15 protein-coding genes are annotated in these 17,216 nt (G+C 68.0%); 7 read left to right on the top strand and 8 right to left on the bottom strand.

Features of this window, described 5'->3' with window-relative positions; all coding sequences use genetic code 11:
- Nucleotides 1–18: 18 nt before the first annotated feature.
- From FBX97_RS01245 to FBX97_RS01235, 3 genes are all read left to right on the top strand, one after another.
- Nucleotides 19–876: a pirin family protein gene (locus FBX97_RS01245; protein ID WP_141828449.1), complete on the top strand. Its 858-nt coding sequence runs from the start codon at nt 19–21 to the stop codon at nt 874–876.
- Nucleotides 877–899: 23 nt separating this feature from the next.
- Nucleotides 900–1,922 carry an asparaginase gene (locus tag FBX97_RS01240; RefSeq protein WP_141828448.1) on the top strand — a complete coding sequence of 341 codons (1,023 nt, stop codon included), beginning with the start codon at nt 900–902 and terminating at the stop codon, nt 1,920–1,922.
- A gap of 138 nt (nt 1,923–2,060) precedes the next feature.
- Nucleotides 2,061–3,095 carry an SDR family oxidoreductase gene (locus FBX97_RS01235; protein WP_141828447.1) on the top strand — a complete coding sequence of 345 codons (1,035 nt, stop codon included), beginning with the start codon at nt 2,061–2,063 and terminating at the stop codon, nt 3,093–3,095.
- A gap of 13 nt (nt 3,096–3,108) precedes the next feature.
- On the opposite strand, the gene FBX97_RS01230 is transcribed toward FBX97_RS01235, so the two are convergent.
- Entirely contained in the window at nt 3,109–3,966 is an 858-nt protein-coding gene (locus tag FBX97_RS01230) for a hypothetical protein (protein ID WP_141828446.1), read from the bottom strand.
- A 124-nt stretch (nt 3,967–4,090) separates the two neighbouring features.
- On the opposite strand from FBX97_RS01230, the gene FBX97_RS01225 reads away from it, so the two are divergent.
- From FBX97_RS01225 to FBX97_RS01210, 4 genes are read left to right on the top strand one after another with little or no spacing between them, the layout of a single operon-like run.
- Complete coding sequence (locus FBX97_RS01225) at nt 4,091–4,537, top strand: MarR family winged helix-turn-helix transcriptional regulator (RefSeq protein ID WP_141828445.1); 447 nt, start codon at nt 4,091–4,093, stop codon at nt 4,535–4,537.
- Between the two features lie 47 nt (nt 4,538–4,584).
- Nucleotides 4,585–6,087, top strand: coding sequence for an MDR family MFS transporter (locus FBX97_RS01220; protein ID WP_141830750.1), 1,503 nt, complete (start codon nt 4,585–4,587; stop codon nt 6,085–6,087).
- Nucleotides 6,088–6,105: 18 nt separating this feature from the next.
- On the top strand, nt 6,106–7,563 hold the full coding sequence (locus FBX97_RS01215) for an efflux transporter outer membrane subunit (protein WP_141828444.1): 1,458 nt from the start codon (nt 6,106–6,108) through the stop codon (nt 7,561–7,563).
- 2 nt (nt 7,564–7,565) lie between these two features.
- Complete coding sequence (locus FBX97_RS01210; protein WP_141828443.1) at nt 7,566–8,720, top strand: HlyD family efflux transporter periplasmic adaptor subunit; 1,155 nt, start codon at nt 7,566–7,568, stop codon at nt 8,718–8,720.
- Nucleotides 8,721–8,847: 127 nt separating this feature from the next.
- On the opposite strand, the gene FBX97_RS01205 is transcribed toward FBX97_RS01210, so the two are convergent.
- The 7 genes from FBX97_RS01205 to FBX97_RS01175 form a co-directional block, all read right to left on the bottom strand.
- Nucleotides 8,848–9,789 (bottom strand): 2-hydroxyacid dehydrogenase, encoded by a 942-nt coding sequence (locus tag FBX97_RS01205; protein WP_141828442.1) that lies wholly within the window; start codon nt 9,787–9,789, stop codon nt 8,848–8,850.
- The gene (locus tag FBX97_RS01200) at nt 9,786–10,493 is read right to left on the bottom strand and encodes a fumarylacetoacetate hydrolase family protein (protein ID WP_141828441.1); all 708 of its coding nucleotides are present in this window, start codon (nt 10,491–10,493) and stop codon (nt 9,786–9,788) included. Before FBX97_RS01200 ends, FBX97_RS01205 begins: the two co-directional genes overlap by 4 nt.
- Before the next feature lie 265 nt (nt 10,494–10,758).
- On the bottom strand, nt 10,759–12,522 hold the full coding sequence (locus FBX97_RS01195; RefSeq protein ID WP_141828440.1) for a methyl-accepting chemotaxis protein: 1,764 nt from the start codon (nt 12,520–12,522) through the stop codon (nt 10,759–10,761).
- Between the two features lie 185 nt (nt 12,523–12,707).
- Entirely contained in the window at nt 12,708–13,649 is a 942-nt protein-coding gene (locus FBX97_RS01190; RefSeq protein WP_141828439.1) for a LysR family transcriptional regulator, read from the bottom strand.
- A complete protein-coding gene (gene yjfF, locus FBX97_RS01185) occupies nt 13,649–14,626 on the bottom strand; it encodes a galactofuranose ABC transporter, permease protein YjfF (RefSeq protein WP_141828438.1) in 978 nt (325 codons plus the stop codon). Before yjfF ends, FBX97_RS01190 begins: the two co-directional genes overlap by 1 nt.
- Nucleotides 14,623–15,696, bottom strand: coding sequence for an ABC transporter permease (locus FBX97_RS01180; protein ID WP_141828437.1), 1,074 nt, complete (start codon nt 15,694–15,696; stop codon nt 14,623–14,625). Before FBX97_RS01180 ends, yjfF begins: the two co-directional genes overlap by 4 nt.
- Complete coding sequence (locus FBX97_RS01175; RefSeq protein ID WP_141828436.1) at nt 15,693–17,213, bottom strand: sugar ABC transporter ATP-binding protein; 1,521 nt, start codon at nt 17,211–17,213, stop codon at nt 15,693–15,695. Before FBX97_RS01175 ends, FBX97_RS01180 begins: the two co-directional genes overlap by 4 nt.
- Between the last annotated feature and the right edge of the window lie 3 nt (nt 17,214–17,216).

Here is a 17,216-nt window from a genome sequence, read left to right as displayed (position 1 = left end):
GATAAGGAACACGTAAGAATGAGCTATAAATCCATCCAGCGGGTGCACCCCGCGATGCGCGACGATATCGGCGACCTGATCACGCAGCGGCCGGTGCCGGGACCGCACCTCGACCAGATCGATCCCTTCCTCTTCCTCAACCACCACGGCCCGCAGGTCTACCCGGCCCACAACCGCGGCCTGCCCTTCGGTCCGCACCCGCACCGCGGCTTCGAGACCGTCACCTTCATCCTCGACGGCCTGCTGGCCCACCGCGACAGCGCCGGCCACGAAAGCATCATCGGCCCCGGCGGCGTGCAATGGATGACGGCCGGGAGCGGACTGGTGCACGCGGAAATCTCGCCGCGCGAATTCCTCGAGACCGGCGGCCCGCTCGAAATCCTGCAGCTGTGGGTCAACCTGCCGCCCGCCCTCAAGATGACGGCGCCGCGCTACACCGGCCTGCAGCGCGACCAGCTCCCGGTGATCGACAGCGACGGCGGCAAGGTGCGCCTGCAACTGGTCTCGGGCGAGTACCAGGGCGTAAAGGGTCCGATCGAATCGCTGACCGGCGTCTTCATGAGCACCGTGGAAATGAAAGCCGGCGCGCGGCTCTACCTGAACAATCTTTTGGAGCGCAACGTGTTCCTGTACGTGGTGCGCGGCGTGATCCAGGTCCAGCCGGACACCGTCAGCGCCTTCCACCTGTGCGAATTCGAACCCGAAGGCGACGAGCTCGAGATCGTCGCTGAACACGACAGCGTGCTGCTGCTCGGCCACGCCGAACCGATCCGCGAACCGGTGGTGTCGCACGGCCCGTTCGTGATGAACACGCGCGAGGAAATCAACCAGGCGATCCGCGACTACCAGGCCGGCAAGTTCGGCGCGCCCATGTGAGCGCAACAAGGACATAGACAGCCATGCACCCAGCCCCCCTTGCCGCCACCACGCGCGGCTACCCGGCCACCGGCTACGCCGTCGAGAACATCCACTACGGCTCGGTGGCCGTGGTGGACGCCGGCGGCCGCCTGCTGTACGCGAGCGGCGACCCGGACTTCATGACGTTTACGCGCTCGGCGCTGAAACCCTTCCAGGCCCTGCCCTTCGTGCTCGACGACGGTCCGGCGCGCTTCGGCCTGACGCGCGACGAGCTGGCCCTGCTGTGCGCCAGCCACTCGGGCGAGGACAAGCACGTGGCCGGGGTGCGCGCCATCCTGGACAAGATCGGCGTCGACGAAAGCCATCTCGCATGCGGCTGCGCGGTGCCGCTGTTCTACGATTTCACCGGCCAGCCGGTACCGCCGGATGCCCGCTTCACGCCGGTGCACCACAACTGCTCGGGCAAGCACAGCGGCTTTTTGGCCTGGTGCCGCCTGCATGGCGCGCCGCTGGACAACTACGTGGCGCCCGAACACCCGCTGCAGCGCGCCGTGCGCGCCACCCTGGCCGACTGCGTGCAGATGGACGAGGCGCAGCTGCCGACCGGCCTCGACGGCTGCTCGGCGCCCAACTTCGCGATGCCGCTGGCGCGCCTGGCGCACCTGTACGCGCGCCTGGCGCAAGGCGCGAATGACCCGCGCCTGGGCGCTGCCATGGGCGACCTGTTCGACGCCATGACCGCGCGCCCGGACCTGGTCTCGGGCACCGAGCGCACCGACCTGCACTGGATGGGCGCGGGCGGCGGCGACTGGGTCGCCAAGATCGGCGCCGACGCCGTGCAGGCGATCGGCATCCGCTCGGCCGGCATCGGCATCGCGATCAAGGTCGCGGACGGCAACGTGCGGGCGCTGCATCCGGCCGTCTACAGCGTGCTGGACCAGCTCGGCCTGCTGAACGCCGAACGCCGCAGCCTGCTCGAGCGCTACCGCAACCCGGCCATCAAGAATGCCCGCGGCAGCGTCGCCGGCGACATCCACGCGGTATTCACCCTGCAATCGGCCTGACCTGCATCAAACCGGGGTCAGAGCCCGGTTTTTGGAAAGTTCTTTAAAGCAGTTGTTCCGAGCGGTATCGAACACCGAGCGCATCCGCTACCCGGCTAGCATGGTTGTCCATGTCCGACCACCTTTGGAGAGCTTCGCATGTTCGACACGACAACTGCCCAACAAGCGCGTGCCATGCTGCACGCCCTGCTCCTGCTGTCTTTCCTGGCACTCGGCGGCTGCGCCAGCCTGAGCCAGGGCGACCAGCAAAGCGTCGCCGGCAAGACCTATGTGATCACCGGCGCTTCCAGCGGCTTCGGGCGCGGCGTCGCCTTGCGGCTGGCGGGCATGAAGGCCAACGTGGTGCTGGCCGCGCGCCGCACCGAGGTATTGAACCAGGTCGCGGCCCAGGCCCAGGCCGCCGGCGGCAGCGCGCTGGTGGTCACCACCGACGTGTCGAAGGCCGAAGACGTGCGCCGGCTGGCGGATGCTGCCGTGCAGCGCTTCGGCCGCATCGACGTCTGGATCAACAACGCGGCGGTGGGCGCGATCGGCGCCTTCGACAGCGTCCCGGTCGAGGACCACGCGCGCGTGGTCGACGTCAACCTGAAGGGCGTGATCTACGGCAGCCACGTGGCGCTGCAGCAGTTCCGCAAGCAGGGCGCCGGCGTGCTGGTCAACCTCGGGTCGGTCGAGAGCGAGGTGCCGCTGGCCTACCACGCCTCCTACTCGGCGACCAAGGCGGCGATCCTGGCGCTCGGCCGGGCCCTCAACGAAGAGCTGCGCCTGGCCGGCCTGCGCGGCCCGATCGACGTCGCGACCGTGATGCCCTGGGCCACCGACACGCCCTTCTTCGACCACGCCGCCAACTACACCGGGCGCACCGCGCGCATGCCGGCGATGGACCCGGCGGACAAGGTGGTCGACTACATCGTCTACGCCTCGCTGCACCCGAGCGAGGAAGTGCCGACCGGGTGGAAGGCGCGCGGGGCGGTGTGGTCGCACCACCTGGCACCGGACCTGACCGAACGCATCTCGGCGAATATCGCGCACAAGTCGCAGATGGAAAAAGCGCCGCCGACCCTGCCGCCGACCAGCGGGTCGCTGTACCAGCCGATGCCGGCCGGGACCGGGGTCGATGGCGGAGTGCGGGCGCGCATGGAGCGGGAGGATGCGGCGCGGAAGGAACGATAACTATATAAACGGTTTATCCGGCCGCCCGCTGCAGCATCTGCTCCACCACCGCGATCACCTGCGCATCGTTCCAGTACGCCGTGTGCGACATCGGATTCCAGCTCTTCAGGATCCAGTTCACCATCCCCTGCCCCGCATTGATCGCGCGGTCGTCCACCAGCGCCGCGTACTCCGGCGACAGCGGCTGCAGCGGCCAGCCGAGCGCGTCGTCCGGGTCGTAGATATTGATCCATTCGAAGCCCGGCGTCGGCCGCGCGATCGGCTTGATGTCCATGGTGCGGTGGGCAGCGACGAAGATCGGGATGTTGCAGCCGGTGGTGACGAAGGCAGTGCAGCTGGCGCCGGCCAGGAAGCGGCGCTCGTCGGCCGTCAGGCGATGGCCCAGCGTGCGCATCGACCAGGCGTCGACGTCCTTCCAGATCCCGGCCAGTACCGGCAGGCCCGCCAGCGCTTTCTGCGCATCGTAAATATAGCTGGACAGCACCTGGCAGCCGAGCGACTGCGCCAGGAACACGACCGCGCTGCCGGGGGCGTTGCGGTACACGCCCAGCAGCTGGCGGGCAATAGCCGCCTGCGCCAGTTCGTAGACCGAGCCATCGATCTCCTTGCGGTTTTCCAGCCCGGCAGCGTCGCCGAAGCCGAACAGCAGGAAGCGGCGGAGGTCGTCGTAGTGCAGCTTGGTGGCGCTGTTCACCCTGGCCCAGACGGTTTCCTGGTTCGGCTTCAGGATGTCCTGGTAATACACCGAGCGGAAATCGACGCCGGCGGCCAGCGTGCCGAGGCGGCCGTGCAGGTTGCCGAAAATGCTGGTGGCATAGTCGCGCGGGGTTTCGCCCATTCCATGGACGGTGAGCAAAGCGGCTTGCGGCATAACTGTCCTTTCAGTAACGCTTCCCAATTTACATATTCTCTCTGAAAGATCCATCACGGCGCGCTTGCCAAGTTCTATTGCATAAAATAAAATCGATAGATTCCTATCTATTCTGTATCTAATGATGAGTGGTCTACCTGAATCTCCCGAGGAGCGGTTCTCCGCGGCCCTGCACGGCAGCGCACGTTTGTGGCGCCTGGCGCTGGACAAGCGCCTCAAGCACCTCGGCATCGGCCAGTCCGGCTGGATGACGATCGCGATGATCGCCAAGTCGGCGCAGCCGATGTCGCAGCGCGCGCTGGCCGACCTGGTCGGCGTCGAAGGACCGTCGATGGTGTCGATGCTGGACCGCCTCGAGCGCGACGGTTTCGTCACGCGCGCGCCCTCGCCCAATGACCGCCGCGTCAAGCTGGCGCACCTGACCGATGCCGGGCGCACCGTCTACGACGAGGTGCGCAAGGAGGCGGAAGCCTTCCGCAAGAACCTGTTCGCGGGTATGGACCAGCAGGCGCTGGCCGCCGCCGCCGCCCTGCTGGAAACCCTGCGCACGCGCATCGAGAGCGAGCTGTGAGCGACAACCCCAGCGCGGCCTCCGAGCGGCTGCCGATCAACCGCACCATGATCACGGTATCGATCATGCTGGCGACGATCATCCAGGCGCTCGACGGCACCATCGCCAACGTGGCCCTGCCCCACATGCAGGGTTCGCTGTCGGCATCGACCGACCAGATCACCTGGGTGCTGACCTCCTTCATCGTGGCGGCTGCGATCGCAACGCCGCTGAACGGCTGGCTGGTCGACCGCTTCGGCCTGAAGAAGGTGTTCCTGGTCTCGGTGGCCGGCTTCACCATCGCCTCGGTACTGTGCGGGCTGTCGGCCACGCTGACCGAGATCGTGGTCGCGCGCATGCTGCAGGGCGTGTTCGGCGCCGCGCTGGTGCCGCTGTCGCAGTCGGTCCTGCTCGACATCAACCCGAAGGAAAAGCACGGCTCGGCGATGGCGGTCTGGGGCATGGGTGTGATGATCGGCCCGATCCTGGGCCCGTCGCTGGGCGGCTGGCTGACCGACAGCTACAGCTGGCGCTGGGTGTTCTTCATCAACGTGCCGATCGGCGCCATGGCCTTCTGGGGCATCTGGCGCTACATCCACGGCGAAGCGGGCGCACGCCGCGTGCGCTTCGACATGTTCGGCTTCGTCACCCTGTCGATCGCCATCGGCGCGCTGCAGATGCTGCTCGACCGCGGGGAACAGAACGACTGGTTCGCGTCGATCGAGACCTGGGTCGAGCTGATCCTGACCACGATGGCCTTCGCCTACTTCATCGGCCACACGCTGACGCGCCCGGCCGGCACCACCTTCGTCGATTTCCGGCTATTGAAGAACCCGAACTACGTTACCGGCCTGCTGCTGATCTTCATCGTCGGCATGGTGCTGTTCGCGACGCGCGCGCTGATGCCGACCATGCTGCAGGGCCTGATGGGCTACCCGGCGATGATGGCCGGCCTGGTCACCGCGCCGTCCGGCCTGGGCACGATGGCGGCCATGCTGGTGGTGGGGCGCCTGACCGGCAAGGTCGACTTCCGCCTGCTGCTGGGCGCCGGCTTCGCCATCACCGCCTTCTCGCTGTGGCAGATGACCGGCTACACGCTAGTGCTGTCGGAATCCGACATCGTCTGGCCCGGCGTGATCCAGGGCGTGGGCCTGGGCCTGGTGTTCGTGCCGCTGTCGGCCGCCACCTTCGCCACGCTGTCGCCGCAGATGCGCGCCGAAGGCACGGCCCTGTACAGCCTGGTGCGCAACATCGGCTCCTCGATCGGCATCGCGCTGGTGCAGGTACTGCTGGTGCAGAACACGAATACCGCGCACGAGTCGCTGGCCGCCCACATCAACGGCGCCAACGCGGCGCTGCAGGACCCGACAAGCATCTACAGCATGGCGACCCAGGCCGGCGCCGCCATGATCAATAACGAAGTCACGCGCCAGGCCTCGATGATCGCCTACGTCGACGACTACTGGCTGATGATGCTGCTGACGCTGGCCGTGATCCCGATGCTGCTGCTGATCCGGCCGCCGAAGGCGAGCAGCGGCCCGGTGCAGGTCGACCACGCGGCCATGGAATAACCCGAGAAAGCAAACCAAGTGCGACAACTTACACTTCTTCCGATCGCCGCCGCCGCCACGCTGGCGCTGCTGGCCGGCTGCATCGGCGTGCCGCCCGACACCACGCGCAGCACCGGCCCCGACGCCGCCAGGGTGCGCCTGGCCGGCGACATCGTGCTGCCTGCAGATGCGTGGCCGGCCGAGCAATGGTGGCAGGCCTACGGCGACCCGCAGCTGAACGAACTGGTCGCCCGCGCCCTGCGCGACAACCCGACCCTGGCCACGGCGCAGGCGCGCCTGGCCGGCGCCCGCGCGGTCGTCGGCACCGAACAGGCCAATGAAGGCGCCCAGGTCGGCCTGGCCACCGGCGCCAACCGCCAGCGCTACTCGTCCAACGGCTTCTTCCCGCCGCCGCTGGGCGGCGCCTGGTACAACGACTTTTCGGTGCAGGCACGCGCCAGCTACGACTTCGACTGGTGGGGCAAGCACCGCGCCCTGATCGCCGCCGCATTGGGCGAAGCCAATGCGCGCCTGGCCGAAGGCGCGCAGGCCGCGCAGACGCTGGCGGCCTCGGTGGCGCAGAGCTACTTCCGCCTGCAGATGCTGTGGGCGCGCCAGGACAACGTGAATGCGCTGATCGCCGTGCAGCGCGGCCTGATCGCGGATCGCCAGGCGCGCATGGCCCACGGCCTGCTGAGCCAGGACGCGCTGCAGGCCGCGCAACTCGACCTGGCCAACCTGCAGGAGCAGGCGGTGCGCTACGACACCGATGCCGCGCGCGAACGCGAAGCGCTGCGCGCGCTGCTGGGCGGCGACGCCGACGCCCTGGCGGCGCTGGCGCACTTCCAGCCGGCGCCCGCCGCCAACGCCCTGCCGCACGCACTGGGCCTGGAACTGCTGGCGCGCCGTCCCGACCTGCAGGCCGCGCGCTGGCGCGTCGAGGCGCAACTGGGACGCGTGACCGCCGGCGAACTGGCCTTCCGCCCCGACATCAACCTGGTGGGGTCGATCGGCCTGGACGCGGTCTCGGTCGGCAAGCTGCTGCGCTATCCGAGCCGCACGCCGCTGGTCGGCGCCACCCTCGACCTGCCGCTGTTCGACAGCGGCCGCCTGAAGGCCCAGCTGGGTGTGGCGCGCGCCGAGCGCGACACCCTGGTAGCCGAGTACAACGAGGCAGTGCTGAACGCGGTGCGTGACGTGGCGATGGAAGGCGCGACGCTGCAGGGCCTGGAGCGCGAGTCGGCCTCGCACGCCGCGGCGCTGGACGCCAGCGCGCGCCTGGCCGCGAATGCCGAAGCGCGCCAGCAACGCGGCCTGGCCGACCGCGCTGCCGTGCTGCAGGCAAGACAGACCCTGCTGCGCCAGCGCGACACCGACCTGCAACTGCTCGACGCCCGCCTGCAGACCCAGGTCGCGCTGGTCAAGGCGCTCGGCGGCGGCTACCGCGCACCCGCCATCCAGACCGCATCCGTCCAGAACCCACCGAGGGCAGAATAACCATGAGCACCGACACCAACCCCCCCAAACCCGGCAAGCGCAAGCTCGTCCTGCTGGCGATCACCGCCGCCTTCATCGCCGCCGGCATCGGCTACGGCGCCTATTACACGCTGGTCGCCTCCAAGCGCGTCGAGACCGACAACGCCTACGTCGGCGGCAACCTGGTCAACGTCTCGTCGCAGGTGAACGGCAGCGTGGTCGAGATCCGCGCCGACGAAACGCAGATGGTGAAAGCCGGCACCGAGATCGTCAAGCTGGACCCGGCCGACGCCGCCGTCAACCTGGCGCAGGCCGAGGCCAGGCTGGGCCAGGCCGTGCGCCAGCAGCGCGAGCGCTACACCAACGTCGAGCAGTACCAGGCCGTGATCGAGCAGCGCCGCGTGGCCCTGAAGACGGCGCAGGAAGACCTGGCGCGACGCATGCCGCTGGCGGCGGACAACGTGGTCTCGGGCGAAGACGTGGCGCACGCGCGCCGCGCCGTCGACGATGCCAAGGCGGCGCTGGAAGTCGCGCAGCGCCAGCTCGCGGGCGCGCGCGTGTCGGTGGCCGGCGTGGCCCCGGCCGAGCATCCGACCGTGCTGGCCGCCAAGGCCGAGTACCTGGGGGCCTGGCTGGCGGCGCGCCGCAACGCCATCGTGGCGCCGGTGAGCGGCTACGTCGCCAAGCGCAGCGTGCAGGTCGGCAGCCGCATCGCCCCGGGTGCGCCGCTGCTCTCGATCGTGCCGCTGGACCAGCTGTGGGTCGACGCCAACTTCAAGGAATCGGAACTGCGCGACATCCGCGTCGGCCAGCCGGCCACCATCGAAGCCGACATCTACGGCAGCAAGGTGACTTACCACGGCAAGGTGGTGGGCCTGGGCGCCGGCACCGGCAGCGCCTTCTCGCTGCTGCCGGCGCAGAACGCCAGCGGCAACTGGATCAAGGTGGTGCAGCGGGTACCGGTGCGCATCTCGCTGGACCCGAAAGAGCTGGCGGCGAATCCGCTGCGTGTGGGGCTGTCGGCGACCGTCGACGTCGATATCAGTGCGCAGGGTGGCAGCGCGCTGGGGACCGTGGCGGCACCAAGCCCGGCTTATGCGACCAATGTGCTGGACCAGCCATTGCAACAGGCGCAGCAGGCGACCGATGCGATTGTGGCGCGGAATATGGCGAATTGAGATTCACTGCGATGTGAAACATCGTTAGCCCTAAAACGTCGCCCCTGCGAAGGCAGGGGCCCAAGTTTTCGGCTGCACCACGAACTTGGGCCCCTGCCTTCGCAGGGGCGACGGTTTCTAAACCAGCTTATTTCAGGACGACCGGCGTCAGCGCCCGCCCACTCCTGAACCACGACCGCAAATTATCCAGCATCAGCTGCGCCATCGCCGCCCGCGTCTCGCGCGTGGCGCTGCCCAGGTGCGGCGTCAGCATCACGTTGTCGAGCGTGAAGAAGCGCGGGTCGATGGCCGGTTCGTTGTCGAACACGTCCAGCGCCGCGCCGGCGATGGTGCCCTGCTCCAGCGCATCCAGCAGCGCGGCCTGGTCGACCACCGAGCCGCGCGCCACGTTCACCAGCCAGCCCTGCGGCCCGAGTGCCGCCAGCACGCGCGCATCGACCAGGTGCGCTGTCTCGGCGCCGCCCGGCGCCACCACGATCAGGATGTCGACGTCGCGCGCCAGCGCGGCCAGGTCCGGCTCGTGGCGCCAGGCCAGGTTCTGGTCGCTGCGGCCGTGGTAGGCCAGCGCCACGCCGAAGGGTTCGAGGCGGCGCGCGATGTCCTTGCCGATGCGGCCCAGGCCGACGATGCCGACGTGCTTGCCGGCCAGGCTGGTCGACAGCGGAAAAGCGGCGCCGGCCCAGCGGCCTTCGCGCACGAAGCGGTCGGCCTGCGGCAGGCGGCGCAGCAGCGACAGCAGCGTGCCCACGCACAGCTCGGCCACGGCGGCGTTCAGCACGTCGGGCGTATTGGTCACCACGATGCCGCGTCCGGCCGCCAGGCCGAGCGGGATCAGGTCGTAGCCGACGCCGTTGGTGGCGATGATTTCCAGCCCGGGAAGGCGCTCGACCAGCGCCGCCGGCACCTCCAGGTTGCTGCGCGTGACCACGCCGCGGATGCCCGCCGCCAGCGCCGGGTCGCGTTCCAGGTCGGCCACGGACAGGCAGCGGAATTCGGCGTCGATCTGCGCCTGCACCTCGGGCGGGAACGCGCCGATCTGCAGCAGGTCGACCTGCGGCTGCGCGCTCATCGGCCCGCGGCGGCCTGGCCGATTTCCAGTTCGAAGGTGGCCACGCCGTCGACGCCGCCGCGCACGCGGTCGCCCGGATTCAGGGCATCGACGCCGGACGGGGTGCCGGTGTAGATCAGGTCACCCGGCGCCAGCGCGACGAAGCGCGACAGGTAGGCGATGACGTCGGCCACCGGCCAGATCATCTCGTTCAGGTTGCCTTCCTGCTTGCGCTGGCCGTTGACCTCGAGCCAGATGGCAGCATCGTCCGGGTGGCCGACCGCGCTCACCGGCTGCAGCGGGCTGCACGGCGCCGAGGCATCGAAACCCTTGGCCATGTCCCACGGCCGGCCGTCCTTCTTGGCGATCGCCTGCAGATCGCGCCGGGTCAGGTCGAGGCCAACGCCATAGCCCCATACCAGGTCGAGCGCCTGTTGCGGCGCGATGTCGGTGCCGCCGCCCTTCAAGGCCACCACCAGTTCGACTTCGTGGTGCAGTTCCTGCGTCGACGGCGGATACGGCACGCTGCCGCTGGCCGGCACCACGGCATCGGCCGGCTTGGTGAAGAAGAACGGCGGTTCGCGGCTCGGATCGCTGCCCATTTCGCGCGCGTGGGCGGCGTAGTTACGGCCGACGCAGAACACGCGGCGCACGGGGAAGGTCTGGTCGGAACCGGCCACGGCGAGGGCCGGGGTGGCGGGCGGGGTAATGACGAAGGCGGTCATGCTGATCCTTGTAAAGACGATGGTCCGGGGCCTGTGTCTCAGGCGCATCGGAAAGCGTATCACAATCGCCATCTTTGCGAGGATCGAGAAGCACGCCGTCCCCGCACCAAGCACGTCGCCCCCGCGAAGGCGGGGGTCCAAGTTCGTTGCGGTCCCATAGCGCGTGCTAAAGGCTGCTCATGGAAACTTGGACCCCCGCCTGCGCGGGGGCGACGTTGATTAATGGTGCGATGGTACCGGCTACACCGATTTCAGCCGGCGGAGATCAGAACTCTTCCCAATCGCTCTCCACCACATCGCGCGCAGCCGTCGGCTTGCTTGCCGCCTTGGCTGCCGGTTTTGCAGCCGGCTTGGCTGCCGCCGGCGCGGCAACCGCAGGCGCAGGCGCACGCTTGGCAGCCGCCGGCTTCGCAACCGCCAGGCGCGGCGCAGCCGGTGCCGGTGCCGCGACCGGCGCCCGCTGCACGGCCATGCCACCCGCATGCGCATCCAGGCGGAACACCGCCACCGCCTCGGTCAGGCGCGCCGCCTGCTCCTGCAGCGATTGCGAGGCCGCCGCGGCTTCCTCGACCAGCGCCGCGTTCTGCTGGGTCACGCCGTCCATCTGGGTCACCGCCTCGTTGACCTGCTGGATGCCGGCGCTCTGTTCCTGACTGGCCGAGCTGATCTCGTTGAGGATGTCGGCCACGTGGCGCACGCTGGTCACGATTTCTTCCATCGTGGCGCCGGCGTCCTTCACCAGCCGGCTGCCGGCTTCGACGCGTTCGCTCGAGTCGCCGATCAGGCCCTTGATTTCCTTGGCCGCCGCGGCCGAACGCTGCGCCAGACTGCGCACTTCGCCCGCCACCACGGCGAAGCCGCGGCCCTGCTCGCCGGCACGGGCGGCTTCCACCGCTGCGTTCAGCGCCAGGATGTTGGTCTGGAAAGCGATGCCGTCGATGACCGAAATGATGTCGACGATCTTGCCGGAGGCGGCGTGGATCTGTTCCATGGTCTGCACCACTTCCTGGATCACCTGGCCGCCGCGTGCGGCCACGCCGCTGGCGGTGTCGGCCAGCGTGTTGGCCTGGCGCGCATTGTCGGCGTTCTGCTTCACGGTCGAGGTCAGCTCTTCCATCGACGACGCGGTTTCTTCCAGCGAGCCGGCCTGCTGCTCGGTGCGCGCCGACAGGTCGAGGTTGCCGGCGGCGACTTCCGACGACGCGGTGGCGATGGCATCGGTGCTGCTGCGCACCGTGCCCACGGTCGCGACCAGCTGCTCGTTCATGGCCTTCAGCGCCTTCAGCAGCTGGGCCACTTCGCAATCGCCCTTGGCGTCGACCTTGCTGGTCAGGTCGCCGGCAGCGACCGCGTTGGCGACGTCGAGCGCATGGCGCAACGGACGCGTGATCGATACCGTGATCCAGCGCGCCAGCGCGGCAGCGGCGGCCAGGATGACCAGGCCAAGCACGATCATCAGGGTACGCGTCTGTTTATAGGTTTGCTCGGCCTCGAGCGCCTTCTTCTGCGCCAGCCCCTTCTGCACCGCGATCTGCTCGGCGACTGCCAGCTTCAGCGCGGCCAGCGCCGGACGCAGTTCCTTGATCAGGTAAGCCTTCGCTCCCGGCGCGTCGCCGGCGTTGATCAGGCGGACCAGCTCTTCCTGGCCTTTCAGGTAGCGCGTACCGGCTTCCTGCTGCTTGGCCAGCACCTCACGCGCCTTCGGATCGCGCAAGAGACTGTCCAGCTTCTGCAGGATGGCTTCGATTTCCTTGCGCGAGGAACTGATCTCCTCGACCTGCCTGGCGCGATCGGCCGGGTCGTCGTTCAGCATCATGTTGCGTACCGCAAGGGCGATATCACTGATTTCAGTCTGCATGCGCGTCGGCAAGTCGATGCGCGGCATGCGCTGATTGACGATCTCGTCGGTACCATCGTTGACCCGGCCCAGCATGACTGTTCCCTGCCCGACCATGAATACCAGGGCTGCGCAGATCGCGCCAAAACCGATGGCGAGCCGCGTTCCAATTTTTAGATTTCCGATGTTCATTCTTATCTCCGCTTGAATCCGATTCGAGGCGGCGCTGTGGCTGCCGTATTTACCGCACGAGCAATTTACGGCTCAGTATGGTGCGGATTCAATGGCTAAGAATTAACACATGGCAATTATTTGTAGATATTACGGTTGCAATGCAACAATTTGGTGCAAAGAAGTAAATGACTGATAACGCCTGCTCAATAAATTTCGGCGGCAGCCGAGCGCACCGCGCGCAGCAACAGGTCGGCCCCCGGCGACAATAAATGGTCGCGCTGGCGGATGATGCCGAAGGCGTCCATCTTGCACGGCAGCTCGATCGGCAGGATGCGCATCACGTTCAGCGAGGCGTAGTACTGCGCCACCTCGAGCGGCATCACGTGGAGCGAATCGGTCTGCTGCAGCAGCGCCGTGATCACCAGCATGGCCGTGGTGTCGACCACGTTGGCCGGCGGTTCCAGGCCGGCGCGGCGGAACATCATGTCGAAGCGGTAGCGCAGGATGCTGCCGTGCGGCGGCAGGATCCAGGGCAGCGGCGCAATGTCCTTCAATTGCAGCTGGGCGTTGTCGAGCAGCGGGTGACCGGGCCGCACCACCGCGCACGCCGGCTCCTCGGTCAGCTCTTCGTAGATCAGGCCCGTGGTGTCGATGGTATCGAAGATGCGGCCGATCATGAAGTCGAGGGTGCCGTGCTGGAGTTTATCCAGCAGGACGTTGCTGGTCTCGAGCTGCACGCCGATGCGCAGCAGCGGCGCGTCTTCCTTCACGCGCGCGATCGCGCGCGGCAGCAGCGCCATCGCCGGCGCCATGATCACCCCGACCTCGACCTGTCCCGACAGCCCGGCCTTGAGCGTGACGATGTCGTCGTGCGCCAGCGCCAGGCTGGTCAGGGCCATGCGCGCGTGGCGGATCATGGTCTCGCCGTAGATGGTCGGCTCCATCCCGCGCGGCAGGCGCTCGAACAGCTTCACCTCGAGCATCTCCTCGAGGTCCTTGATCTGCTTGGACGCCGCGGGCTGGGTCATGTGCAGCTCGTCGGCGGCGCGGTGGATGTTGCGGTAATCGTCGAGGGCGATCAAGAGCAGCAGCTGGCGCGTCTTGAGGCGCGCCTTCAGGAACCAGTTGGGATTCGACGCGTCCATCAGCTGCGCCCGCCCATCACCCTCTGCACCACGCAGAACACGAACAGCAGCCCGCCGATCACGATCCTGGTCCACCACGAACTGAGGGTACCGTCGAAGGCGATCAGGGTCTGGATCGCGCCCAGCACCAGCACGCCCGACAGCGCGCCGGCGATGTAGCCGTAGCCGCCCGTGAGCAGCGTGCCGCCGATCACCACCGCCGCGATCGCATCCAGCTCCAGGCCCTGTCCGTGCAGCCCGTAGCCGGACAGCATGTAGAACGCGAACAGCACCCCGCCCAGCGCCGCGCACAGGCCGCTCAGCGCATACACGCCGACCTTGGTCCGGCCGACGTTCAGGCCCATCATCGCGGCCGACTGCTCGTTGCCGCCGACCGCATACACGGCGCGGCCGAAGGCCGTGAAATGCGCCAGCCAGACCGCCAGCAGCAGCACGACCAGGGCGATCACGGCGCCGGGCGACAGGAAACCGCCGAGGAAGGGCACCTGGGTCTGCGACACCGCGACGAAGAAGGGCTGGTCGATGGTGATAGACTCGGTGCTGATCAGGTAGCACAAGCCGCGCGCCAGGAACATGCCGGCCAGCGTGACGATGAAGGGCTGCAGCTTGAACAAATGGATGATCAGGCCCATCGCGCCGCCGAACAGCGCGCCGAGCACCAGCACCGCCAGGATGGCCAGGCCGGGCGGCCAGTGCGCCGTCTGCAGCAGCCAGGCCGTGATCATGGTCGACAGGGCCAGCACCGAGCCCACCGACAGGTCGATCCCGCCGGACAGGATCACGAAGCCCATGCCGACCGCGACGACCAGCAGGAAGGCGTTATCGATCAGCAGGTTGAAGCCGACCTGCAGCGACAGGAAGCCCGGATAGGCGGCGCCGCCGATGCCGAGCATGGCCACCAGCAGGATCACCGTCACCAGCGAGGTGAACCAGGGCGCGGAAGAGAGTCCGCGTGCTCCGCTTGCGAGTGCGCTCATGCGGTCCTCTTCTTGAGCAGCTGGCGGAACTCACCCGACTGCGAAATGCAGACGATGAACACGACGATCGCCTTGACCACCATGTTCACTTCGGGCGGCACGCCCAGCGAATAGATCGTGTACGTGAGCGTCTGGATGATCAGCGCGCCGATCATGCTGCCCGCCAGGCTGAACTTGCCGCCCGCGAGCGAGGTGCCACCCAGCGTGACCGCCAAAATCGCATCCAGCTCCAGCAGCAGGCCGGCGTTGTTCGCGTCCGCGCTCTTGATGTTGGACGTGATCAGGAGCCCCGCCAGCCCGGCGCAGGCGCTGCAGAACACGTACACGAAGATGATCAGGGTTGCCGTGCGCAGGCCCGCCAGGCGCGCCGCCACCGGATTGATGCCGACCGTCTGGATGAACAGGCCGAGCGCGGTCTTCTTCACCAGCAGCAGCGTCAGCGCGAACAGCGCCGCCACCACGAACAGCGAGAACGGTAGCCCGGCCAGGTAGCCGCTGCCGAGGAAGAAGTACGGCTTGTAATACACGGTGACGATCTGGCCGTCGGTGATCAGCTGGGCCAGGCCGCGCCCGGCCACCATCAGGATCAGCGTCGCCACGATCGGCTGCAGGCGGATGCCGGCCACGAGTACCCCGTTCCACAGCCCGCACAGCAGCGCGACGCCGACGGCGGCCGCCAGCGCCATGCCCATCGGCGTGTTCGCCACGTATTCGGGCACGCCGTTGTTGACCACCATGGTGCCGCCGATCAGGGTCGCGGCGACGGTGCCGGACAGCGCCACCACCGCGCCGACCGAGATGTCGATGCCGCGCGTGGCGATCACCAGCGTCATGCCGAGCGCCGCCAGCATCAGCGGCGCCGCGCGGTTCAGGATGTCGACCAGGGCGCCGTACAGGTGGCCGTCCTTGATCTCGAGGCGGAAGAAGCCGGGCACCAGCAGCGCGTCCAGCACCAGCAGCACGATCAGGGCCGCGGCCGGGCGCAGCAGCGGATGCTGGAGCAGGACCGTGCGCAGCGATGCGGCCGGCGCTTCGGGCTTGCCGAGGGCGGGATCGACGCGTGTAGTCATGCGCCCTCTCCCGCGATCACCTGCAGCACCGAGGTCTCGTCCAGCTCACCGCGGCGGTACTCGCCGCACGCCTTGCGGTCGCGCATGACCAGCATGCGGTCGGACACGCGCAGCACTTCCGGCAGCTCCGACGAAATGAAAAGAATCGACATGCCCTTGCGGCACAAGGTACTCACGTAATCCATGATTTCCTGCTTGGCGCGCACGTCGATGCCGCGCGTCGGTTCGTCCAGGATCATCAGCCCCGGCTCGGTGGCCAGCCAGCGCGCCAGCAGCACCTTCTGCTGGTTGCCGCCGGAGAGCGAGCCGATCGGGGTCTCGATGCTGGCGGTCTTGATGCCCAGCCATTTGACGTAATCGGATGCCAGCTGCTGCTGGCGCTTCATCGGAATCGCGCGCCAGATGCCCTGGCGCGCCTGTAAAGCCAATATTAAGTTCTCCCGCACCGACAGCGGCAGGATCGCACCCTCGTGCTTCCGGTCTTCCGAGCAGTAGCCGATGCCCTGCGCGATCGCGTCGCGCGGATTGGCCAGCTTGACCCGCTTGCCGCCGACGTCGATGCTGCCGGCGTCCGCGCGGTCGGCGCCGAACAGCAGGCGCGCGGTCTCGGTGCGGCCGGACCCCAGCAAACCGGCCAGGCCGAGCAGTTCGCCGCGGTGCAGTGCGAGATCGACCGGCTGCAGCACGCCCTTGCGGGCGATGCCGTGGGCGGCCAGGAACACCTCGCCGCGCTCCCGTGCTTCTTCACCTTGTGCAGCGCCTTGCTCGGCGTCGGCCGGCGCCCCGATCATCTTGTTCACCAGGGCCAGGCGCGACAGCTCGGCGCACGGGTATTCGCCTTCGCGCTCGCCGTTGCGCATCACCGTGATGCGGTCCGAGATCGCGTAGGTCTGGTCCAGGAAGTGGGTGACGAACAGGATCGCCATCCCTTCCGCGCGCAGGCGGCGCAGCACGCCGAACAGGGTCTGCACCTCGGCTTCGTCGAGGCTGGAGGTCGGCTCGTCGAGGATCAGCACCTTGGCATCGGTATGCAGGGCGCGCGCGATCGCCACCATCTGCTGGATCGCCAGCGGATAGCTCGCCAGGGGCTTGCCGACGTCGACCTCGATCTGCAGCCGTTTCAATAGCTCGGCCGCCTGGCGCCGCATCGAACGCCAGTCCACGAAGCCGAAGCGGCGCGGATAGCGGCCGATGAAGATGTTTTCCGCGACCGAGAGGTTCGGGCACAGGTTCACTTCCTGGTAGACGGTGCTGATGCCGAGCGCCTGCGCATCCTGGGTCGAGCGCGGCCGGATCGGGCGGCCGTCCAGCAGGATGCTGCCGCTGTCGGGCTGGTAGACGCCGGTGAGCACCTTGATCAGCGTGGACTTGCCGGCGCCGTTCTGGCCCATCAACGTGTGCACTTCGCCGGGGAACAGGCGCAGGCCGGCGTCGCACAGCGCCCGCACGCCGGGAAACTGCTTGTGGATGCCGGTGACGTCGAGCACCGGCTGCATGCCGCTACTGAGGGCCGTCATGGC

Source organism: Herbaspirillum sp. SJZ107 (assembly GCF_006715485.1).
Taxonomy (GTDB): domain Bacteria; phylum Pseudomonadota; class Gammaproteobacteria; order Burkholderiales; family Burkholderiaceae_D; genus Telluria.
Note: the sequence above shows the minus strand (reverse complement) of the source record. Positions and strands in the feature narration are given on the sequence as shown.